This is a genomic window from Psychromonas sp. MME2 (genome assembly GCF_040566515.1).
In the GTDB taxonomy this organism is placed as follows: domain Bacteria; phylum Pseudomonadota; class Gammaproteobacteria; order Enterobacterales; family Psychromonadaceae; genus Psychromonas.
Map to the genome: position 1 here is coordinate 381,940 of NZ_JBEWXI010000002.1, position 22,072 is coordinate 404,011.

Genomic DNA, 22,072 nt, shown 5'->3' on the forward strand with positions numbered 1-22,072 from the left:
GGGCCTAATAAGATGGTATTTCGACCACTCTTTTTCATCACTGGTTTAGTGTTATCTAAAATGGCTTTTTTCATGTATTTTCCGATGATTTTGGCTTTTTATTACGGCAGCCTTGGTGGGATGGAATTCTTAATGGCAATTGTACTAACCCACTTTGCCTCTTTCCTATTCCTCTATGTGGGTAAAGAGAAAGAAAGTTCTCGTTTAGGTGTGCGAGAGATGTTTTTGTTAACCACAAGTGTTTGGGTCTTAGCGAGTCTATTTGCCGCATTACCCTTTGTTTTTATTGAGCATATTAGCTATAGCGATGCTTTTTCGAAACCATGTCGGGCATAACAACAACGGGGAGTACTGTATTACATGACTTAGATACTATGCATCATAGTGTCTTATTGTGGCGCTCGATACTACAATGGCTTGGTGGTGTCGGCTTTATTGTCATGGGGGTGGCCATTTTACCCTTTCTGAATGTTGGTGGTATGCGCCTTTTCCAAACCGAATCCTCCGATTGGTCCGATAAAAGTTCGGCTAAAACACGCACGGTTGCGTTAGATATTCTGGTTGTTTACCTGATTTTAACCGTGTTATGTATTCTAGGCTATTATTTTGCTGGCATGAGTGGTTTTGAGGCGGTTAATCATGCCATGACAACGATCTCAACGGGGGGGTATTCTACATCCGATAGTTCAATGGGGCATTTTTCTATTCTCGCTCAATGGAATGCGATTATTTTTATGTTCTTGGGTGGCTTGCCTTTTCTGCTTTTTGTTCGTGCCGTTAAAAACAGTAACGTATTTAATCTTTTTCATGATGCGCAAGTCGTGGGTTTTTTAAAGCTTATTATTTTTTCCTCTGTTAGTTTGACCATTTACCTTGTTTACACGGGGCAATTTTTCGGTGAAGAGGCACTTCGATTAAGTCTATTTAATGTTGTCTCTGTACTTACTACAACTGGGTTTGGTTTGGATGATTTCCTTACTTGGGGGGATTTCAGTGTGATGATTTTCTTTGCCTTATTATTTTGTGGAGCCTGTTCAGGATCAACAACGGGAGGGATTAAGATATTTCGTTTTCAAATTGCCTTAACACTATTTAAACGTCAGCTTATGTTATTAATGCACCCGCATGCAATTCTTCCACAGAAATACAATAATCGCCCAGTTAGTGATGATATTTTACGCTCCTTAATTGCTTTTGTTTTGGCATATTTAGGAACGATTATCATTGCAGCACTGTTATTAACATTGCTAGGTTCATCGGCAATGGAAGCAATAAGTGCATCGATCACCGCTGTTTCTAATGTTGGTCCGGGGCTAACCGCTGAAATTGGCCCGTCGGGTAACTTTGCTCATTTTTCTGATTTAGCTAAATGGATATTATCGCTTTGTATGTTACTTGGACGGTTAGAAATATTAACCGTAGCGGTATTGTTTACAACTCATTTTTGGCATCGTTAATACTCACTACACGTTGCGCCCTTTCAACTAGCCTTTCTGGTAAAGGCTGTTTGATTGGTACCCCCATATCTCTAAGCGCCTCTGTTTGTGAGATGACATTTCCACGCCCTTCACTTAACTGCTTTAGGGCGTGGTCATAGCTGCTTTGTGCTTTACCCAATTGCGCACCTAAATCCAACATGTTTTGACTAAATAGGCGCAATTTGTCATAGAGTTTGCCCGCTTGATTTGCAATTAAGCGACCATTTTTCTCTTGTTGATCAAAACGCCATAGGTTTTCAATGGTGCGTAAAGCGATCATTAAATTAGTTGGGCTTGCCAGTAATATATTATTATCTAAGGCTAATTTAACTAATTCTGGGTCGTGCTCAATGGCGCTAATAAAAGCGGGTTCAACGGCAACAAAAAGTAGTACATAGTCTAGGCTGTTGGTCGATATTAACTTTTGATAATCTTTTTTACCTAAGCCTTTGATATGCTGGCGCATAGAGATAATATGTGCCTGTAATGCTTGTTTTTGTTGATCGCTATTTTCGGCATTAAAGAAGCGCTCGTAGGCGACCAAGGAGACTTTAGAGTCAATAATAATAGTTCTATCGCCAGGCAAATTGACGATAACATCGGGCTGTAGGCGTTGTCCATGCTCATTTTTAAGGCTGACTTGGGTGTGATATTCATGTCCTTCCCTTAGCCCTGATGATTGTAAAATCCGCTGCAAAACCACTTCCCCCCAATTACCCTGCTGTTTATTATCCCCCTTTAAGGCATTGGTTAGGTTGATCGTTTCCTGTTGCATTTTTTCATTTAAAGTTGCTAGTTTAGAAACCTCATTTTGTAACTGATAGCGTTCTTTGCTTTCTGACAAATAACAATCGCTAACCTGTTTTTTAAACTCATCTAATTGTGTTTTAAAGGGATTTAATAACTGATTGAGGCTCTCTTGATTGATGGCTTTAAACTGTGCAGATTTATCATTAAAAATACGCTGTGACAGGAGTTCAAATTGTTGACTTAACTTTTCTTCACTAAATTGATGGTCGCGCAGTCTTTGCTCGCCACTTTGTAGGCGAATTTCCGTTTCTCTTAATCTTGTGGTGAGTTTATTGGTTTGCAATTGTAGTGAATCAATAAAAAGCTGCTTCTCTTGTAGCTGTTCTGTTTGTTGCTGGTTAAGTTCACTTTGAAATTGTAACGCTTGATTGCTTAATTCTAATTTAACATTAAGTGCGTTATTGGCTTTTTTTAAAGATGAAATAAACCACAGTAAGCAAAGCAGTGAGCAGCCAAGGGTGATCGATAGGATAATAACAACGGAATCTGCAGAAAAATTTAGCATTATGAGTACTCAAAACGTTGCAGGTAGTTAATGATCTTTTTATTGCTGATTTTCCAAAATAAAAGGTAGATAAGATAAATCGCAAAAACTAACCATTTATGTTTGTTTTGCCCTTGATCAAGTTGCTCAAAGCTAAATGGGCCAAAGTAAGTATTCATTACATAAACATACAATAAGATGATAATTGGAATAATGAACACCGATGATAGCTTCCAAAGTAGCAGTAGTAATTGACCTAGACGAGCTCGTAGCATGAGAGGTTCCTAGTGAGCGAACAGATAAAAAATAATCACGATAACTTTAAACAGTTACAACTAAGAAGTGAATATTTAATTATTACAAATCTGCTCTGTTCGTAAATTTTTAATTTATTTCGCTAAGTGAAACAATTAACTTACACTTTGTTGCTGTTTTGTTTTGTTGTGCTATATTTGTGTTTTGATCGAAACTTAAGTGAAACTTAATGGTTAAGCGCAACAGTAAACAACGGCGTCATATTATTCTCCGCTTATTGGCCGAGCAGGGGGAAGTGAGCGTTGAACATTTGGCATCCCATTTCGCCACCTCTGAAGTGACTATTCGTAAAGACCTCTCTGCATTAGAAAAAAATGGTTTACTACTGCGCCGTTATGGCGGTGCTATAACCGTACCTGAAGAGCTAATACAATCAACCATGGAGCATTCATCTCCAAATAAGCAAAGAATGGCGCAAGCTGCTGCCAACCTGATTCGAGACAATAACCGTATCATTATCGATAGTGGTAGTACAACGTCCGCGCTCATTGAAAAATTGAATGACAAACGCGGTTTGTTGGTGATGACTAACTCATTGTCCTTAGCCAATGCGATTCATGAGCTTGAGCATGAACCGACATTACTCATGACCGGTGGAATTGGGATCCCCACTCCGAATCCTTTCAAGGGCAAGTCGCGGAGCAGGTGTTACGCTTATATGATTTTGATCAGTTATTTATCGGTGCCGATGGGATTGACCTTGCGCGTGGCACAACAACCTTTAATGAATTGACTGGATTGAGCAAGGTGATGGCAGAGGTTTCTCGCGAGGTTATTGTGATGGTTGAGGCCGATAAATTTGGTCGTCGCATTCCTAATTTAGAGCTTCCTTGGCAACAAATTTCAATACTAATTAGCGATGATAGATTACCTGCATCGGATTTACAAAAAATAACAGAGCAAGGGGTGCAGGTGATACTGACCCCTTATAGTAATTAATTAAACTCTAAAGGCAATATTATGTGTGGAATAGTGGGCGCGGTAGCGCAAAGGGATGTAGCGGATATTTTACTTGAAGGATTAAAACGTCTTGAATACCGAGGTTATGATTCAGCGGGATTGGCTATCATTTCTGAAACAGGGGAATTACAACGTTTACGTCGTGTAGGTAAGGTGAAATCATTGGCTGATGCAGTGGCCGATCACCCTGTTTCTGGTGGGACGGGGATAGCACATACCCGTTGGGCAACGCACGGTGAACCAAATGAAGCTAATGCGCATCCACATACCTCTAATGACAGAATTGCAGTTGTGCATAATGGTATCATTGAAAACCACGCAACATTACGTGACCAGTTACAACAGCAGGGTTACCAATTTACCTCCGATACCGATACCGAAGTAATTACTCACCTCGTTCATCTACACCTACAAACTGAGTCGTCACTACTCAAAGCGGTGCAAAAAACCGTCAAACAGTTGGAAGGAGCCTATGGCACCGTAGTGATCGATAAAAATGATCCGCAACGTATAATCGTTGCTCGCTCTGGCAGCCCATTAGTCGTTGGTTATGGGCTTGGCGAGCACTTTGTTGCCTCCGATCAATTGGCATTGCTACCTGTAACTCGTCGTTTTTCCTTTTTAGAAGAGGGAGATGTTGCTGAAATTACCCGTAAAAGCGTCAATATCTATGATTTAGATGGAAATAGTGTTGAAAGAGAGGTAACAGAGTCAGCCGTTAGCCATGATGCGGGTGACAAAGGGCAGTATAAACATTACATGCTTAAAGAGATTTATGAGCAACCCGTCGCGCTACAACGTACTATTGAAGGGCGAATTAGCAATGGGAAAGTCGTTGATAATACCTTTGGTGAAGGGGCTGAAAAGTTACTCAAAGATGTTAAGCATGTACAAATTATCGCCTGTGGTACAAGTTATCATTCAGCTATGACTGCGCGTTACTGGTTTGAAGCTATTGCCGGCGTTTCCTGTAATGTTGAAATTGCCTCCGAATTTCGTTATCGCAAATCGATGGTCATGCCTAACAGCCTGTTGGTTACGATTTCCCAATCGGGTGAAACGGCTGATACCTTAGCGGCATTGCGTCTTGCTAAAGAAATTGGTTATATGACTAGTTTAACCATTTGTAACGTTCCCGGTTCATCGCTGGTACGCGAATCGGATATGGCTTATATGATGAAAGCGGGTGCGGAGATTGGCGTGGCATCAACCAAGGCATTTACCGTACAACTGGCTGGATTAATGATGTTAGTCGCAGCAATCGGTCGCCATAATGCGTTAACTGTACAAGGGGAAGCGGATATCGTCGCTGCGCTACAAAGCTTACCCGCAAAAATCGAGCAGGCATTAGGGATGGATAAAGCGATTCAGGAATTGGCCGAAGATTTTGCCGATAAACACCATAGCCTATTTTTAGGGCGTGGCGATCAATACCCAATCGCGATGGAAGGAGCGCTTAAACTTAAAGAGATCTCCTATATTCACGCCGAAGCCTATGCCGCTGGTGAATTAAAACATGGTCCTTTGGCATTGGTGGATGCTGATATGCCAGTTATCGTCGTTGCGCCAAATAATGAGCTCGTTGAAAAATTAAAATCAAATGTCGAAGAGGTACGTGCCCGTGGCGGTTTGATGTATGTTTTTGCCGATAAAAATGCCCATTTTAAAAGCGATAAAACAATGAAGGTATTAGAAGTACCAACCTGTGATCCTTTACTGGCACCGATCATCTACACCATTCCCTTACAACTGTTGAGTTATTATGTGGCACTCATAAAAGGTACGGATGTTGACCAACCAAGAAATTTAGCCAAAAGCGTGACAGTGGAATAATTATTTATCGCTTTTACTATACAATTGTAGGTCGACAATAAAGTTTGGTCACTTGAAACCTTCGATGAGATTTAATCTATCGAAGGTTTTTTTATGTCTGATATAAATACCTATTTCATAATATTCTAAAAGTAGTTGATTTGATGTAGAGTTATTTGTGATGCGTTTGTTGTTATTGAAATTATTAAAGAGCAAAGTCATACATTAACAATGACTTAGGTTTGAGGTGGTGGTAAAATACCAGGTTAAAACAACAAAAAAAAATCACAAGTTGGTTTCGGAGAAGCGTTATGGGATAGCGCCAATAAGTTACGTGGCAGTGTTGAATCCTCGGAATACAAGCACATTGTCTTATGCCTTATTTTCCTTAAATTTATCGTTACCATCTTGCAGGGAAGAAACAAAATGACTATTGGAAAGCACGGGTTTATTTTGCGGTTAGTTGTAGTTTATTAATTAAATATGGATTTAAACCCATAGGAAAAACAGTAGATGAAAAGTGGCTTGTTTCAATCAACAAAGGTACAAGATTAATTGATTATAATTTTGACGAAGGCTAGCAATATTTTGTGCTTGCAAATGGTAAAATCTGGTATGTCGATGAATTTCTAGAGCCCCCAGAAAAATATTTAAGTGGTGTTGATCCTGAAATAGATAATTTTGGATATATATCTGTACTAGAAATGTGGCTACATTTTAAAGACTTTATGAAAATAGGTGACGAAAACTCATTTAATAAAGCACAAGTGGCATTTAAAAATAAATTAAAAGAACTCGTATAATGAGATGTAAAAATCGAAAGTTATACATCATAAAGTAATTTGAAAAAGGAAAGGTTTAGAACGACATGAATCGCACATCAGAGCCTACTCAGGCAAAATCCCAATTGGAATTAATTCAGCAGTGGCGCAGTACTTTAGAATGTTTAAAAGGTGATGTCGGTTTTCCTGCATGTATGGCTAATGTGACAGGTGAAGAAAAAAGCAAACTTGATTCTGTTATAGAAGCCTTTAGTTATTTAGAGCAAAAAAATACTTTGTTAGATGAAAATGAAGACTTTTTATTCTCAGAATCTGGGTTTATTAAGTACAAGGCTCTGCATATGCTTGTGTTTGATTATTTATCCAAGTTAACAAAGACGACAAACTCAGATGAAAAATCGACGTTTTACTTTGTTTCTAGGAAAAAACATATCGCACAGCAAAAAAGGAGTAGTAATGGGACTCATTCTTTAATTCACTTTTTGCTTACCCTTGTTGCTCTCTTTATATTAGGTAGTGCTAGTTTGATGATGGTGGTGAAAACACAAAATAATTTGATTGTTATTCTGATTTTATTTTGGTTGTGTTTTTTGCACTTTAAAACGGCTCTTAGGCTAGTAAAACCATTTAAAAAATCACCAATTAGTCCATTCAAGTTCCGAGTTAGTCTCTTAGGAATACACTCGTTAAATACACTATTGAAAGTGAGTTTGTTATGTCTTGTACCCATTGCTTTAACAGCTAATTTTAAACCCTATTGGGTTGATGATGTGATTATTATCAGCTTGTCTATTCTATGTTTATTTCATTATAAGGCGAATAATCTTGTTGATGAAACCCCTATCACTTCAGCAGCAAAAGAGTCAGCTAATGTTTAAATGGGTTTCGATATTAATAAGTATTTTATTTAGTGCAAGCACGGTTGCATCTATAAATTTAAATCTTGCTTGTAAAGAAAAGAAAGAGCAGCAAATGTCTCTATTAACAGAAATGTCTACCTCTGTCAGTGAGGCTCACTTAGCAGGACAATGTACAGGATATTGGTCTTTTGAAATAGTTCCTATAAAAGAATCATGTTCAGAATTTGTAGAACAAAAAAATGCACTTTTACCCGCTTTCAGCACATCTGTTTCAGAAGCGCATTATGCAGGTATTTGTGTTGGGGTTATTTATCGAATTGCACAGAACTGTGGCACCCATGTGCGTCAGAATGAATATTTAAGAATTGCTGAAAATGCGAGTTCTTTAGAGGCAATTAGAGAGAGACTTTCTTGTTATGGCGGGTAAAAACACAAGTATTGCCGCCATTGCCTGCGAAGCATTAGGTATTCAAAGAAATCTTTTACCAGAGCGTTTAAGAGGTCGTCTGAATTATTACGTTAAAGATAAAAAGCTTAAAGCTAAATTGCTTGATCAGAAAGATGCCAATTCAGAATCTGTTGATTATGTGCCTAAACCTATTAAGCCGGGCAATCATACTTTTATCCGTAATCTTGTTATTTTAGATACTTTATTTGAAGATAAAAAATTAGTGATTAACTGGTTGAGTGGCGAAGCAATGGAGGCCGCTAGTTTTGACCAATTTGCCAATGAGTGGAGGGCAAAGAAAATATTATTTCAGGCGCTTGATAAACGTGTGACTGATTTGCGCGCTTTTTTATTAAGTGGTGAAAAAGATTGGTCGCAGGATGAAATCCCTTATCCTTTTAATGAAGGCAAATATAGTTCGATGGAGATGATTGCTGCTTCAATTGAATTTGATGAAAACTCAAGCGCATACGATTTAGCGTTAAAAGCGGTTATTCAAGGTCAGTTTGGTGTGCTTGGTAAGCTAATAGAAAACAATCCTCAGGCTTTTATTAGCGAACATGGTGAATGGTTGGTACAGCTTTATCATAGTAAAGAAGCTGAATATGAAGAGTACAGCCAATTACTTAATAAGTATTAAATAACTGCTTATTTTCCCTTTTTTGTGAATTTCACAGTTTGATACTTGCTCCTGAAGTCACCGCACAGTGCGGTGATATAAGGATAAAGAAAAATGAATAAATTTATTGTTTTTGAAGGTCTTGATGCTTGTGGAAAAACAACGCTGAGCTCACTTTATGCAAAACAGAGAAATTCCGTTGTTTATTCCGCAGTGGTGGAAGAATCACAGGAACTGAGAAAAGTTATTGACTGTTATCAGTCAAAGGAAAGCGCTTTGTTATTTTTTTTGTTGAATAACTTTTTAAAGAGTCATGAGGTCTCTGGTGCTTTACAGTCGGGGGATGTCATACTAGACAGATACATATTTTCAACCTTGGCATACCAGAGCATTATGCTTGGAGAAAATACAGTTAGGAGCCTCTTTGATACCCTTAATATTGCTGAAAGACTTATTCTTCCTGACGTCATCGTTTTTGTTAAGGCTGATGCGGAAACGATAAAGAGCAGGATAAAAGCCAGAGTTGGTAATGGCCAATGGTACGGTGATGAAATAACACAAAATAACTGTGTAGAGAGTCCCTACAAAAAGATTTTTAAGTGGTTTGATATTCCCATTGTAGAGATTGATACATCAGAAAAGCATGGTCGCTCGATAGCTGAAAATTATCAGCTGATGCAAGAAAAGATTGATCGTGTTCTTTCTGCTGGAAAAAATTAATACAAAATAGGAAACGTTTTTGGTTATCCGATCCAAATGGTTATAAAGCCCATTATCAGTTCTCTGGTAATGGGCTTTTATGTCACTGAAAGATGATAAGCATGATAAACCTGCACAACTAATCCCAATTGAGTTAGATGTAGAAGACCGCTATGAAGAGTATAAATAACTGCAAAATAAATATTGAATAATTTTTATTTTCTCTTTTTTGTGAATTTAACAGTTTGATACTTGCTCCTGAAGTCACCGCATAGTGTGGTGATATTAGGAGTACAATATGTATCATTTAATTCTTTTTTCGTTACTCAATACGACTGATCAACTTTCCCCATCTGACACTGTTATTAAAACAGACCTTCTTGCACTTGTACTAGGAGGTTCTCATGAGTAATTCATTTGACGAATTAGTAATTAATTATCACGTTACAGAGATCTGTAATTATTCATGTAAGTTTTGTTATGCAAAGTGGGATCGTCCAAACGAAATTCATACTCAAGGTTACAACGCCGAATTGATGCTAGAAAAGCTTGCTCGCTATTTTTTCAATGAAGCTGGTAATAAAGTTAAATCGGTCTTTCCTTATAAAAGTGTTCGCATTAATTTTGCAGGTGGTGAGCCACTAATCCTTAAAAACCGTTTTTCACAACTCATTATAAAAGCTAAGGAGCTTGGTTTTAACTTATCGCTTATAACTAATGGGCATTATCTAACCAAAGAGTTTGTCGATAATTATGGTGCTTTATTCTCGATGATTGGTATTAGTTTTGATAGTCAATCTGCTGATGTGAGGAAAAATATTGGAAGAATAGATTGTAAGGGTAATTCATTTGATGAAGTTGATTTAATTAATACCGTTGAACGCCTTCGCAAGATCAATCCATCTATTTCGATAAAGGTAAATACGGTTGTTAATAGTTTAAATTATCAAGAGTCATTTGTAGGGTTAATTACACAGTTGCAGCCTGATAAATGGAAGGTCTTTCAGGTTCTTCCTGTATTAAATAATCATCTGCTAGTGACTGATAAACAGTTTACTGAGTTTGGTGAACATCATGCTCAATTAGAGGGTGTGATGGTCATTGAGGATAACGATGCGATGACTAATTCATATTTAATGATCAATCCCCAAGGTCGATTTTATCAGAATAGTTCAACACAAGTAGGTTATCAATATGGCGAATTGATTCTGGATGTTAGCGTTGATCAAGCATTAAGTGTCTGCGAGATTAATTGGGAAACATTCACTAGTCGTTATCAGAAGCCTTCTACTGATAACGCAATTAAGCTTATTAGTAACAATGAATATATATTCAAACAAAACGAACAGTTAGCCTCTTTAAGTCAAGGAGAATAGCATGAATACCACTTCTGATGACAAACAATTTGTGGCTCTGAATCGACACTATTTTACTAGGCACTTTCTAGCCTTTCTTGATAGCGCTTTTCATAGTCTACTGGCGACAATAAATTATTGGAACCATGTTTGCGTTTGTTGTTATAAAAAATTTCAATATAATCGAATATTTCGCTTCGCGCATCTTCCCTTGTAGAGTATATTTTCTTCTTAATACGCTCTCGTTTTAATAATTGAAAAAAGCTTAAGCCCAAACCTCATCGGAGATAAGCAAGCACAGGATAAATTTAAAAGCGTTATACCAGCTAAGATGATTAAAAAAGTAAATAGAGGGCGTTCAAATTTTTGTGTATGGGTAATGCATTAGGTATCCTGCATGAGGTCTAAGCGCCCTTCAAAAAAGCGACTATTACATTATAAAAAATGAGAATAAAAATGAATAAATTTATTGTTTTTGAAGGACTGGATGCCTGCGGAAAAACAACGTTAAGCTCACTTTATGCAAAAGATAGAAGCTCAGTTGTTCATTCTGCTGTAGTGAAAGAAGCAAAGGCATTACGAAAGGTCATTGACTCCTACCAGTCAAAGGAGAGCGCTTTACTGTTTTTTTTGTTGAACAACTTATTAAAGAGTCATGAAGTCTCGGGTGCATTAGAATCTGGAGATGTGGTACTGGACAGGTATATCTTTTCAACCTTGGCATACCAGACAATTATACTTGAAGAAGATATAGTCAAGCAGATCTTTGATACGCTTAAAATTACCCAAAATATTCTTCTTCCTGAAGTAATTGTCTTTGTTAAGGCTGATGCTGAAACTATAAACAGTAGGATAGAGACCAGAGGAGGCACACTTCAGTGGTACGGCGATGCTATAACGCAAAATAATTGTGTAGAAACAGCCTACAAAAAAATATTTCAGTGGTTTGATATTCCCATTGTAGAGATTGACACATCAGAAAAACATGGTCGGTCTGTGGAAGAAAATTATCAGCTAATGAAAGACCAGATTGATCTCGTTCTCTCTGGAGGGAGTAATTAAAACTAGGTTCAGTTCAGTATTTATAATGGGCATGCTTAAACATTATTGTTGTGGCTTTAGAATTCAGACATACAGATCATGGCCCATATTAGCTCCTTGTTAATAAGTTATTAGATGTTAGGCGTCAACTAGCTTGGCCGTTATGGTCTTGGGCGGGGATTTGCTGCTTACATTTGTAAGCAGGCTAAGTGCCTTTACTCTGCTACTCTTAACTCTGAGCTTGTATCACTATAAATCGATTTAATCTTATCAATGCATTCAAAAAAGGCGCTGACTAATTGTGGGTCAAACATTGTGCCGCTGCCTTTGCCAATAAAGTCTATCGCATCCTCTAATGGCCAACCCTGTTTATAGGGCCTTGTGGTGGTTAGGGCATCAAACACATCGGCAATGGAAACAATTCGAGCTGATAAGGGAATTTCCTCGCCTGCTAACTTATAGGGGTAACCAGTGCCATCCCAACGCTCATGGTGGCTTAATGCAATTTCATGTGCCATTACCAACAAGGGAGAATCATCTCCACTTAAAATTTCACCGCCAAAAATAGGGTGTTGCTCTATGACTAAGCGCTCATCGGGAGTGAGTCGCCCTGGTTTTAGTAGCACGGCATCAGGCACGCCGATTTTACCTATATCATGCATGGGGGCTGCATCCACTAATAATTTGCACCATGGTTTAGTCATGCCGATATGTTCAGCTAATGTTTTGCTGTAGTGGCTGACGCGTACCAAATGAAAACTTGTTTCGTTATCGCGAAATTCTGCGGCTTTGCCAAGTCGATAGATAAGGTTGCAACGACTTTGCTCTAGCTCCTGCGTGCGTTTTTTCACCATTTCTTCGAGGTGGCGTTCGCGATTTGCCAATTTAAGTTGGGTTTCAACGCGTAATTTAAGGACGATTGGACTAATAGGTTTGGAGATATAATCCACTGCACCGAGTGTAAAACCTTTCGTTTCATCTACTGTTTCTGTTTTGGCAGTGACAAACATAATTGGAATGTTTGAGGTTATGGTGTTCATTTTGAGCTGTTTGCAGGTTTCAAAGCCATCCATTTCTGGCATCATCACATCAAGTAAAATCAAATCCGGTAGGGGGTGCTTCTCGGCAAGTTGCAGTGCTCTTTTACCTGATGTCGCGGCACGAATGGTATAATCTTTTGATAATGTATTATGGATAAGTTGGATGTTTTCAGGGACATCATCAACGACCAAAATAGTTATGTTCTGTTGCTTTGATTCCATTTTCTTGCCTTGGGGATATATTAAGTAAAAAACCCTCTGTAATATGTTAATACAAAGTAAAGTGAGTTAGATAAATAATTGCAAATTGTTGATGCAAAGTAAATGGACATGAAGTGTTATAATAACGGATTACTTCTCATTATTCCATATCCATCCCTTAAGGGTAGTCGATATCTCTTTTAAATGTCATTGTGGGCCAAAAGTGAAAGAAACAATTCAAAATAATAACCTTAAGATAAAAAATCTGTTTTCTGGCTGTTTTATTGCCGCAAAGAGACTCTTTTTGTTAGTTGTCATCTGTTTTTGCGTCATAAAACCAACTTTTGCAGACCATGCCGATGTAAAAAACATAAGCCAGATTCAACCTTTTAGCCAATATTTAAAGCGTCCTAAAGTAACCATGATTTTAGATACAAAGCGCAGCTATTGGCAGCAAGTTGCTAAGTTTTCCAATATTGCAGCGGAGGACCTAAATATTGAATTGAATATCGTTTATGGTGATGGAACGGTTAATACCCTGCTTGATTTAGGTAAGCAAGCGATTAAAGAGCAAGTTCAAGGGCTTATTTTTGTGCCTATTTTAGGCCAAGGGGATGAGTTGCTCGATGCGGCTAATCAGCATGATATTCCTGTGATCACCTTACAATCAGACTTTAGGCAATCATCAACTTTATTAAGGGGGCTTTTCTCGAATTGGATAGGGCGTGTTCATGGCGACGACTTCGTGACGGGCAGAAAAATTATTCAGCAATTGTTACCTCCGAGCAATATTGAGGATGATGAAACGCTGCTGATTATTGCCGGGTTGGAGAGTAGTGAGGAGGTGCAGAAGCGTATAAAGGGGATTGAAAAATATGTTAAAGAGCGTAATCCCAACACACAGCTCACTGTTGCTTATACTGATTGGAGTGCCGAGCAAGCCTTAGCTGCTTATCAAAATGCAGGGCCACAACAAAGCGTTATTGTGATGAATGCGGAAATGGCTTTAGCCGTTGCGGAGGCGGCAAAAAACGACCCAAGTGATGTAAAGCCTAAAATTGCGGCGATGAATTGGTTGCCTGGGATTGCTGATGCAATACAGGATAAAAGTATATATGCCGCCGTTGCAAATACCGAGTTTTATGGTGCCTTCGCCGTGGTGCTCATGTTTGATTATTTTCATGGTAAGGAAGCACAGCTACAAAACTTTGATTTTTCTATTTCGCCTTTGCTTGTGGCACAAAATAGTTATATGGAATATCAAAAGCTATTAAGTTTTGATGATTTGCGGCCTGATTTTTTTCAGGTTTCACGGGCTTTAAATGATGATTTACTGGTGGCTGATTTTCGCGTTGAAAGCTTACTCCCTAACTCTCAAACGCAGTTATTTATAGCGACCTTATCACCACAGGAAAAAGCGTTTATTTTAAATCACCGTCTTATTCGGGTGGGGGTCGACCCAAAGGGGGGGCCATTAGATTTTATTGATGGTAACTCACATCATCAAGGGGTAATGGCCGATCTTATCAGAGAGGTTGTCCCCATCTTGCCGCTTAAATTTATCTTTGAAAATAAAGGATCCTGGAAAAATGCGCGGCAGGGGGTATTAAATGGACAGTTAGAGATGCTCTCTATTGTTGCCAATCACCCCTTGCGTCAAGAGGATATGTTACTGACTAATGAGTTATATCGAGTACCTCCGGCTATTATTACCCTCGATAGTACATACGGGATAGATAGCCTTAGCGATTTAAGCGGTAAACGGGTGAGTGTGGTTGATGGCAATATTACTCAATTGCAGCTGTTGGAGGATTATCCTGATATTCAATTGGTGCCATTTAAAAGTGTCGAGCTAGCCTTGCAGGCCGTGGTCGATAAAAAAACCACAGCGGCATTTGTGATTGCTCCCTCGGCAACGCCATTTCTTAACGCGGTTAAGTTTAATAATTTGCAAATTGTTGCCTTTTCCGATTATCGTTTTGGTCTCTCCATTGGAGTCCGTAATGACTTGCCCGAGCTTCAGAGTATATTAAATAAAGCTTTTTTAACGCTTCCTGAGAATAGAATTAAAGAAATTGAAAGTCGCTGGATACGTGACCAATACACTGTTGGTTTTAATAAACAGCAGGTGTGGGAGTGGGTGCAGCAGGCTGCATTTTCGGTTGTATTGATTCTTGTTTTTTTTAGTATATGGGCAAGTCGCTTAAAGCAAGAGGTTTCTCACCGAAAATTGACCGAAGCGCAATTAATAGCCAGTGCCAAAAAGTTCCAAGTGTTGTTTGAATCGGCGATTGAGCCTTGCGTTATATTGGATGAAAAAGAGAATATTTTTCAAATAAACTCATCATTTGCTGAGTTGTTCGGGCTAACAGAAGTTAAGGCGATAGAAGGGAAAAGTCTTGCAGCTATTCACGCTGGCAACCCTAAGGTAAATGATATACATGAGCAATTTGCTCATGCCTTTAAGTTTGGCAGCTGTGCATTTGAAGTTGAAATGACAATATTAAATGGTGCGACTATTCCGATAGAAGTGCGTTTAAAGAAAATAGAGCTGGATGGGGAATTCTATATTCTCGCTTCTTTTCAAGATTTGAGCGAGCGGCGTCTGGTTAGTCAATTAATAGAAAGTGAGCGAGATACCTTAAAGCAAGTGTTGGGTAATAGCCCCGTTGGGGTGTGGATGTGTCGCGATAAAACATGCCTGTATGTTAATCGCACTATGCTGAAAATGACAGGATTAAGGGTGGGTAATTCTTTATTAGATATTTTTGCTAATCACGAAGACTATATGAAAAATATCCATAGTATTGATTCTACATCAACGGATGTTGTCTTCGAAACGATCATATTAGATGTCGATGGTAATAAACGTAATATGCTGATCACCACTTATCATGCTCAATATGATAATGGGTATGCTAATCTCTGCTGGGCGCAGGACATTACCGAAAGTAAGCAAGCTCAATTAGAGCTCGCTACCGCTAAAGAGGGGGCTGAAGCAGCGAATGAAGCTAAGTCAAACTTCTTAGCCAATATGTCCCATGAAATACGCACCCCGATGAATGCGATTTTGGGTATGTCTTACTTGGCTCTACAAACAGACCTTTCTAGTAAGCAGCGTGATTATGTCTCGAAAGTGCATCAAGCCGCTTCTTCGTTGCTCGGTATCGTTAATGATATTTTAGATTTTTCAAAAATTGAAGCACATAAATTAGATATTGATAATATTGACTTCGACTTGTCCGATTTATTGAGTAATCTGCTCAATGTTTTAAGCCATAAACTCGATGAAAAGCAGATTGAATTTATTATCAATTTATCCAAAGATACGCCGCGTTATTTACACGGTGATCCACTTCGCTTAAATCAAATTTTGATTAATTTTTGTAATAATGCCATTAAATTTTCACCAAATAATAGCGATGTATTGTTGAGTTGCACCGTCAATAGCATAGGAAAAAATGCCGAACTGACTTTTTGCGTGGAAGATTTCGGAATTGGTATCTCGGAAAATCAGCAACGTCGATTATTCCGCTCCTTTGAGCAAGGAGATGCTTCGACATCTCGTAAGTTTGGTGGTACTGGGCTAGGGTTGGCTATCAGTAAGCGGTTGGCGGAGTTATTAGGGGGAGAAGTTTGGTGTGAAAGTGAATTAGGTCAAGGTAGCCGTTTTTATGTCAAGGTTCGCCTTGCCGTTGTTTCACATTTTGAATCAGAGGTTATATTTCAAGCGCTCGCGCAGCAGACGCTTATTTTAGCAGGCCTACCAGCGCGGGTAAGTTATATGCTGGCATCCTATGCGAAAATGGTCAATATGGATGCGATTGCATGTGACCATGAAAATTTAAAGGCAACCCTTGCGCAGGCAACTGATCGCGCTGTTGTTATGTGTGAAATTAGCGCTGTTAATGAATCGTTACTACAGACTTTATCCTTATACCCGGAGACCAAACTACTGACCATTGGGCGTGTTAGTGAAGAGGAACTCGTCGATGATATTATTGCGCGTTATCCACAGACTCGTTTTCAAAGTAAACCTTTAACTCCGGTTGCCGTTGGCAACACGTTAATTGCCCTGTTAACTGATGACTCCGCTTTGACCAAACCCAAGGAGGACCATTCATTAGGCGCACTGAAAAAGAAGCTTGCAGGTGCGAATGTCTTACTGGTTGAGGACAATTTACTTAACCAACAGTTGGCAAAAGAGTACCTTGAACAAGCGAATATAAACGTCACCATCGCCAATAACGGGCAGGAGGCGGTAAATCTAACGACACAACATCACTACGATTGCGTGTTAATGGACGGGCAAATGCCGGTGATGGATGGTTATCAGGCGACAAAAAAAATCCGCGAGCGCTACTCGGCAGATCAATTACCCATTATCGCGATGACAGCTAATGCACTGAATGAAGATGTTGATCGCGCACTCAATTGTGGGATGAACAGCCAAATAAACAAACCGGTGCATATAAAAAATCTCTATCTTGAAATGGCGAAGTGGATCACAGTAACCGAAGTTAAGCCTTTGTTGCTGTTGGATAGCAAAGAAAATCGGTCATCGGAGGCGTTGACGTTACCGAAGATTGCGGGACTTAATTGTGAACATTTAAAAATGATGGTTAATGATGACATCCCTTTTGCGATCAAATTACTGGAGTTATTTGTCAGCTCTACGCGAAAATTATCTGCAGAAATTGAAGAGAGTATTCAGCAACGAGATGTAACTTGGCTGCTACGTTCTTTACATACATTAAAAGGTATCTCTGCAAATATCGGTGCAGAGCAGCTTAGTAAGATTGCTTTACGGCATGAAAATGAGTTAAAAGCACAACAGGAAATTGATTTTAGCGACTGCTCTGAAAAGCTATTAAATCTACAATTAGAGCTGAATCAGCTAGTTGATGGCCTTGCACTATGGTTGTCAAGTAGACAGCAGCACGTTCAGCTAATAGAGATGGATGATCTGCAACTGAGACAATTACTTAATGACCTTCAACAGAGTTTAGAAGAAAGCAGTACAGACGCTTTAGATTGGACCGAACAATTATCACAGGTGCCACAGTTACAATCGTATCGAAAAACATTAAATCAATTAAAAAAAGATGTAGAACAGTTTAATTTTGATCAAGCGTTGAATAAATTAAGTGAGTTACGCACGAAAATGAATAGTTAATTCCCTAAAGAAAGCCGCTACTATCGCTAGCGGCATTTCTATAGGGCATTAAATTATAGCCAACGTTTTTTCTTGAAAAATATCACCAAGCCTAATGCGATGATTGCCATTATGCCAAGTAGGTAGAAATAGCCATATTGCGCTTTTAGTTCTGGCATATACGAAAAATTCATTCCGTATATACCTGCCAAAAAACTTAACGGTACGAAGATAGCAGTGATCACCGTTAATGCCTGCATAGTCTCATTGAGTTGATGCGATGTTATTGATATATAAGCATTAATGATGTCACCGCAGATGTCATAATACATCTGAGACAAACTCAGGAGGCGCTGTAACCGTTCTTGCATATCGGTGAGATAATGAGATTCAGCCTTACCGATGATCGTCGTGCCATCTCCGATCAGCGATTTAAGCTCAGAACCAATATTAAGGTGGTAGTTAAAGGTGCGTTTTAGCTTAGTTAAACGCGAGCTATATAGAGTGAGTTTCTGCATCATTTGGTCTGAACCCTGAATTTGAAAGGCATCTTCAATCGCTTCTAAGGTATCTTCAAATTGTAATAACGCTTCAATATAGGCACCACTACTGTAATGAAAAATGCGTAAAGCGAGGGTCATCGGACTCGTTTTTAATAGTTTCTCCCCTTCGTTATTAAAAAGATTATTGATTGTCTCTGATTTTTTATCATGGCGTGTAATTAAAATTCGTTTTCCAACAAATAGGCCTATCGGTAATAATTCAAATTCAAGCTGCGACTTGGTGGAAAATATCTCTCGATAAATCATAAAAATATAGTTATCGAATAATTCAATTTTTGGAGGGTGGCGGTTATCCCTGACTGCATCTTCTATCGCTAATGGATGGCAACCGAGTTGCTCTAATATCAGGTGTTCTTGATCGCTATCGTGTTCATTAATATCAAGCCAGAGCAAGCCATTATCATCTTTTTGCCATTCTTTGATGAGCTCACTTCCACCGTATTTGGCATCTAAATTTTTGGCGATAAATATACATTGAATCATAACGTTAACCTTTGCCCATAGCAGTAATGAGGGTGATAGTGTTAAATCGTAAATATATACCCATGTTACCTCAAGATGCCAGACAAAGTATCTTGAGGTAACTTGGATATAAAGTGTTTAGACTAACGATTAATAATAATTAAGCAAGGTGATCATGGTTTGATTTGCGAGCTGCGCCCTGCCGGGCAAGGAAGTTGCCCTTAGCATTTCGGCGGGCTTTCCAAAATAGCTTATGCGCTGTAACTAAGAGAGTAATCTGCAACGAGTTGTTGAATGTCTGGCAGGCAACTACCGCAACCCGTCCCCGCTCCTGTGCAGTCGCTGATGGCTTGCACTGTTTTTAATTGTTTGTCTTTAATTGCCGACTTAATCGTATTTTCCCCCACCTGTTTACAGGCGCAGATAATTTTTCCTGCGGCTAATTTTCCTTTAACAACACCGGATACGAACGATAGCTCAACGTCGTGATCTGCGCGAATATCTAGTAAATTTTGCATCCACTCTAACGGCTGATTTTGCAAATTGTTGGACGCGATATAGGCACCGAGAATTTGTTTGTTATGTATATGAGCATAGCGATAAAGGGGAGTGTTATGGTCATCTGAGCGGCTATAATTTAAGGTTTTTCCACTTTTTTTGGCTAATAAATTATGTAATTTTACGCACAGTTGTTGTGCCGGTAGTTGTGCAGCAATACGGTATAAGTAACCGTTACTGACCTTTTGTTTAATCCAATAAGCAAAGGCATCGACATTTAACGGTTCGTCGCTTAACAGTAAGGCTTCACTCTGATATGGCCATTTTTGAATAGCAACAGGGGTTGTTTTAAATTCTGGTTGTCCCGAATAGCTATCTTTGTGGGCTGGTATTAAGGCGCAGACACTACTTAGTTTTGCGTTACTTTGATTCCAATGTATCGGCATGAACAATTGTTGTGGTTGTATTCGAGTGGATATTACTACGCGTGCTAAGGCCTTACCATAGTGATTACTTAGCATGGCGATATCACCATTGTTGAGTTGCTGTTGTTGTGCATCAGAAGGATGGATATTGACAAATGGTTCTGCAATATGTGCACTCAAACGACTCGATAAACCTGTTCGTGTCATGGTATGCCATTGGTCACGGATACGTCCACTATTGAGTAGGAAGGGGTGGTTGTTATCGCAAACCCCCTTGGGTTTTTGATGTGTCACCGCGATAAATTGCGCTTTTTTGGAGGGAGTAAAAAAAACATTATCACTAAACATGCGTTGGTGAATGATTCTTTTTTTGCAACTTGGTGACGGGCCACTGTTGTGGTGTCAGTTGGCTATATCCTTGCGCATCTAAGTGTGTTAAACCGATTAGGTTTAGGTCTCTATTTTTACCATTTTCATTACCAAGGGTCGTCATGCGTGCATATTCATTAAATATCTCTCCTTCATGAAGGTAGCTAAAATGTCGAGAAAATCCCATCCGTTTGGCGACTTCACTAATGATCCACCAATCAGGCTTACCTTCCCCTGGTGTTGGTAAAAGGCGTCGCTGCCTTGAAATACGACGTTCGGAATTGGTCACCGTACCTGATTTTTCACTCCATCCCTGGGCGGGAAGTAATACGCTGGCATATTTGCTGGTGGCCGTCTCTTTAATGCAATCGGAGACAACAACGAGTGGGCATTTTTGTAATGCGGCAATAATTTTATTGCTATTGGGTAGACTCACCACGGGATTGGTTGCCATGATCCACACCGCTTTAATCTTGCCATCATACATGGCATCGAAAAGATCAATGGCCTGTAACCCAGGGGCTTTTGCTACTGTATTGCTTTGCCAAAAGTCACTAATTAAACGATGCTCTTCTGGGTTGTTGAACTCCATGTGTGCAGCCAGTGTATTCGCTAATCCACCCACTTCACGTCCGCCCATTGCATTAGGTTGCCCCGTCACTGAAAATGGTCCCATGCCTGCTTTACCAATGCGGCCAGTTGCTAAGTGGCAGTTTAAAATGCTATTGACCTTATCACTGCCCTGTGAAGATTGGTTAACTCCTTGAGAATAGATGGTGATGACCTTTTCGGTATTTGCAAATTGCTTATAGAAGCGGGTTAGTAATGTTTTGGAAATCGTTAATCTATCAAGAAAGTCACGTTCATCTTGGCAATCTTGTTGTGCATTTTTTAGGGCGTCTTGAAAGCCTTCGCAGTAGCTATCAATGTAATTTGGGTTGATTTTTTGCTCGGCGACTAAATGACAAAGCAGACCATTAAATAAAGCGACATCGCTGCCTGGTTGTATTGCGAGATGTAGGTCTGCAATTGCACTGCTATCCGTTTTACGGGGGTCAATAACGACAATAAATAGCTCAGGTCGTAGCTTTTTTGCTGCTTTTAAGCGTTGAAATAGAACAGGATGACACCAAGCTAAATTTGAACCGGTGATCACGACCATATCGGCATGATCAAGGTCTTCGTAGCATATTGGGACGGTATCACTTCCAAAAGCGCGTTTATGTCCAACGACGGAAGATGACATGCACAGGCGCGAGTTTGTATCTATATTGGCGCTACCAATAAATCCTTTCATTAATTTATTAGCGACATAATAATCTTCTGTTAAGAGTTGTCCTGAAACATAAAAGGCTACAGCATCAGGGCCGTGCTCGGCAATGATATCGGAAAATTGTTGTGCGACATGATCTAGCGCAGTTGACCAATTTGTCTCTTGACCCTCTAGGCTTGGGTGTAATAAGCGTCCTTCATGACTAACCGTTTCACCTAGTGCCAATCCTTTTGAGCATAGTTTTCCATAATTAGCAGGGTGTGCAATATCTCCACGTATATCTACTCCACCCTGTGCATTACTTTTTGCTTCGATACCACAGCCAACACCACAATATGCGCAGGTTGTTTTTGTCCAGCTGTTATTTTCCATGGCCATAGAATCCCTATCTATTGATATAAATTAAATGATATAGAGCAAAGA

The 22,072-nt window shown here is 39.3% G+C and carries 15 protein-coding genes and 4 pseudogenes; 12 read left to right on the plus strand and 7 right to left on the minus strand.

What is annotated here, in order from left to right; all coding sequences use genetic code 11:
• The first annotated feature begins 12 nt into the window (after nucleotides 1-12).
• A pseudogene (locus AB1A03_RS02145) lies at nucleotides 13-1,457 on the plus strand (TrkH family potassium uptake protein).
• Here the strand turns inward: AB1A03_RS02145 and rmuC are convergent.
• Nucleotides 1,432-2,793, minus strand: a complete 1,362-nt coding sequence (rmuC, locus tag AB1A03_RS02150) for a DNA recombination protein RmuC (protein WP_354622935.1) — start codon at nucleotides 2,791-2,793, stop codon at nucleotides 1,432-1,434. The pseudogene AB1A03_RS02145 and the gene rmuC sit on opposite strands and share 26 nt — an antisense overlap.
• Complete coding sequence (locus AB1A03_RS02155; RefSeq protein ID WP_354622936.1) at nucleotides 2,793-3,047, minus strand: hypothetical protein; 255 nt, start codon at nucleotides 3,045-3,047, stop codon at nucleotides 2,793-2,795. Before AB1A03_RS02155 ends, rmuC begins: the two co-directional genes overlap by 1 nt.
• A gap of 209 nt (nucleotides 3,048-3,256) precedes the next feature.
• On the opposite strand from AB1A03_RS02155, the pseudogene AB1A03_RS02160 reads away from it, so the two are divergent.
• The 9 genes and pseudogenes from AB1A03_RS02160 (at nucleotide 3,257) to AB1A03_RS02200 (ending at nucleotide 10,643) form a co-directional block, all read left to right on the plus strand.
• Nucleotides 3,257-4,026: pseudogene (locus AB1A03_RS02160) on the plus strand (DeoR/GlpR family DNA-binding transcription regulator).
• Nucleotides 4,027-4,047: 21 nt separating this feature from the next.
• Nucleotides 4,048-5,880 carry a glutamine--fructose-6-phosphate transaminase (isomerizing) gene (glmS, locus tag AB1A03_RS02165; RefSeq protein ID WP_354622937.1) on the plus strand — a complete coding sequence of 611 codons (1,833 nt, stop codon included), beginning with the start codon at nucleotides 4,048-4,050 and terminating at the stop codon, nucleotides 5,878-5,880.
• Between the two features lie 297 nt (nucleotides 5,881-6,177).
• Nucleotides 6,178-6,336 (plus strand): annotated as a pseudogene (locus tag AB1A03_RS02170) (type I restriction-modification system subunit M N-terminal domain-containing protein); the annotation flags it as partial.
• Nucleotides 6,337-6,449: 113 nt separating this feature from the next.
• Nucleotides 6,450-6,662, plus strand: coding sequence for a hypothetical protein (locus AB1A03_RS02175; protein WP_354622938.1), 213 nt, complete (start codon nucleotides 6,450-6,452; stop codon nucleotides 6,660-6,662).
• A 104-nt stretch (nucleotides 6,663-6,766) separates the two neighbouring features.
• Nucleotides 6,767-7,519, plus strand: a complete 753-nt coding sequence (locus tag AB1A03_RS02180) for a hypothetical protein (RefSeq protein WP_354622939.1) — start codon at nucleotides 6,767-6,769, stop codon at nucleotides 7,517-7,519.
• A complete protein-coding gene (locus AB1A03_RS02185) occupies nucleotides 7,512-7,928 on the plus strand; it encodes a hypothetical protein (RefSeq protein WP_354622940.1) in 417 nt (138 codons plus the stop codon). Before AB1A03_RS02180 ends, AB1A03_RS02185 begins: the two co-directional genes overlap by 8 nt.
• Nucleotides 7,918-8,589 carry a hypothetical protein gene (locus tag AB1A03_RS02190; RefSeq protein WP_354622941.1) on the plus strand — a complete coding sequence of 224 codons (672 nt, stop codon included), beginning with the start codon at nucleotides 7,918-7,920 and terminating at the stop codon, nucleotides 8,587-8,589. The genes AB1A03_RS02185 and AB1A03_RS02190 overlap by 11 nt, the downstream gene beginning before the upstream one ends.
• Nucleotides 8,590-8,682: 93 nt before the next feature.
• On the plus strand, nucleotides 8,683-9,288 hold the full coding sequence (locus tag AB1A03_RS02195; protein ID WP_354622942.1) for a dTMP kinase: 606 nt from the start codon (nucleotides 8,683-8,685) through the stop codon (nucleotides 9,286-9,288).
• Nucleotides 9,289-9,671: 383 nt separating this feature from the next.
• Nucleotides 9,672-10,643: a viperin family antiviral radical SAM protein gene (locus AB1A03_RS02200; RefSeq protein WP_354622943.1), complete on the plus strand. Its 972-nt coding sequence runs from the start codon at nucleotides 9,672-9,674 to the stop codon at nucleotides 10,641-10,643.
• Nucleotides 10,644-10,699: 56 nt separating this feature from the next.
• On the opposite strand, the pseudogene AB1A03_RS02205 reads toward AB1A03_RS02200, so the two are convergent.
• Nucleotides 10,700-10,888: pseudogene (locus AB1A03_RS02205) on the minus strand (IS3 family transposase); the annotation flags it as partial.
• A gap of 190 nt (nucleotides 10,889-11,078) precedes the next feature.
• Between AB1A03_RS02205 and AB1A03_RS02210 the strand changes: the two are divergent.
• Complete coding sequence (locus AB1A03_RS02210) at nucleotides 11,079-11,684, plus strand: dTMP kinase (protein ID WP_354622944.1); 606 nt, start codon at nucleotides 11,079-11,081, stop codon at nucleotides 11,682-11,684.
• A 194-nt stretch (nucleotides 11,685-11,878) separates the two neighbouring features.
• Here AB1A03_RS02210 and AB1A03_RS02215 read toward each other — a convergent pair whose 3' ends face one another.
• The gene (locus AB1A03_RS02215; RefSeq protein WP_354622945.1) at nucleotides 11,879-12,925 is read right to left on the minus strand and encodes an HD domain-containing phosphohydrolase; all 1,047 of its coding nucleotides are present in this window, start codon (nucleotides 12,923-12,925) and stop codon (nucleotides 11,879-11,881) included.
• Nucleotides 12,926-13,127: 202 nt separating this feature from the next.
• Between AB1A03_RS02215 and AB1A03_RS02220 the strand changes: the two genes are divergently transcribed.
• A complete protein-coding gene (locus AB1A03_RS02220; protein WP_354622946.1) occupies nucleotides 13,128-18,080 on the plus strand; it encodes a response regulator in 4,953 nt (1,650 codons plus the stop codon).
• A gap of 53 nt (nucleotides 18,081-18,133) precedes the next feature.
• On the opposite strand, the gene AB1A03_RS02225 is transcribed toward AB1A03_RS02220, so the two are convergent.
• The 3 genes from AB1A03_RS02225 to AB1A03_RS02235 all read right to left on the minus strand — a co-directional run bounded on the left by AB1A03_RS02225 (nucleotide 18,134) and on the right by AB1A03_RS02235 (nucleotide 22,021).
• The gene (locus AB1A03_RS02225) at nucleotides 18,134-19,105 is read right to left on the minus strand and encodes a magnesium transporter CorA family protein (protein WP_354622947.1); all 972 of its coding nucleotides are present in this window, start codon (nucleotides 19,103-19,105) and stop codon (nucleotides 18,134-18,136) included.
• 230 nt (nucleotides 19,106-19,335) lie between these two features.
• The gene (locus tag AB1A03_RS02230; RefSeq protein WP_354622948.1) at nucleotides 19,336-20,355 is read right to left on the minus strand and encodes a molybdopterin dinucleotide binding domain-containing protein; all 1,020 of its coding nucleotides are present in this window, start codon (nucleotides 20,353-20,355) and stop codon (nucleotides 19,336-19,338) included.
• Nucleotides 20,348-22,021, minus strand: coding sequence for a molybdopterin-dependent oxidoreductase (locus AB1A03_RS02235; protein ID WP_354622949.1), 1,674 nt, complete (start codon nucleotides 22,019-22,021; stop codon nucleotides 20,348-20,350). The genes AB1A03_RS02230 and AB1A03_RS02235 overlap by 8 nt, the downstream gene beginning before the upstream one ends.
• Nucleotides 22,022-22,072: the final 51 nt, after the last annotated feature.

Excerpts from the sequence above, each read along its gene's own strand:
- rmuC (WP_354622935.1), bottom strand. The coding sequence starts at position 2,793 with ATGCTAAATTTTTCTGCAGATTCCGTTGTTATTATCCTATCGATCACC.
- AB1A03_RS02225 (WP_354622947.1), bottom strand. The coding sequence starts at position 19,105 with ATGATTCAATGTATATTTATCGCCAAAAATTTAGATGCCAAATACGGT.
- AB1A03_RS02235 (WP_354622949.1), bottom strand. The coding sequence starts at position 22,021 with ATGGAAAATAACAGCTGGACAAAAACAACCTGCGCATATTGTGGTGTT.
- AB1A03_RS02210 (WP_354622944.1), top strand. The coding sequence starts at position 11,079 with ATGAATAAATTTATTGTTTTTGAAGGACTGGATGCCTGCGGAAAAACA.
- AB1A03_RS02195 (WP_354622942.1), top strand. The coding sequence starts at position 8,683 with ATGAATAAATTTATTGTTTTTGAAGGTCTTGATGCTTGTGGAAAAACA.
- AB1A03_RS02200 (WP_354622943.1), top strand. The coding sequence starts at position 9,672 with ATGAGTAATTCATTTGACGAATTAGTAATTAATTATCACGTTACAGAG.
- AB1A03_RS02155 (WP_354622936.1), bottom strand. The coding sequence starts at position 3,047 with ATGCTACGAGCTCGTCTAGGTCAATTACTACTGCTACTTTGGAAGCTA.
- AB1A03_RS02185 (WP_354622940.1), top strand. The coding sequence starts at position 7,512 with ATGTTTAAATGGGTTTCGATATTAATAAGTATTTTATTTAGTGCAAGC.
- AB1A03_RS02215 (WP_354622945.1), bottom strand. The coding sequence starts at position 12,925 with ATGGAATCAAAGCAACAGAACATAACTATTTTGGTCGTTGATGATGTC.
- AB1A03_RS02190 (WP_354622941.1), top strand. The coding sequence starts at position 7,918 with ATGGCGGGTAAAAACACAAGTATTGCCGCCATTGCCTGCGAAGCATTA.
- AB1A03_RS02230 (WP_354622948.1), bottom strand. The coding sequence starts at position 20,355 with ATGTTTAGTGATAATGTTTTTTTTACTCCCTCCAAAAAAGCGCAATTT.
- glmS (WP_354622937.1), top strand. The coding sequence starts at position 4,048 with ATGTGTGGAATAGTGGGCGCGGTAGCGCAAAGGGATGTAGCGGATATT.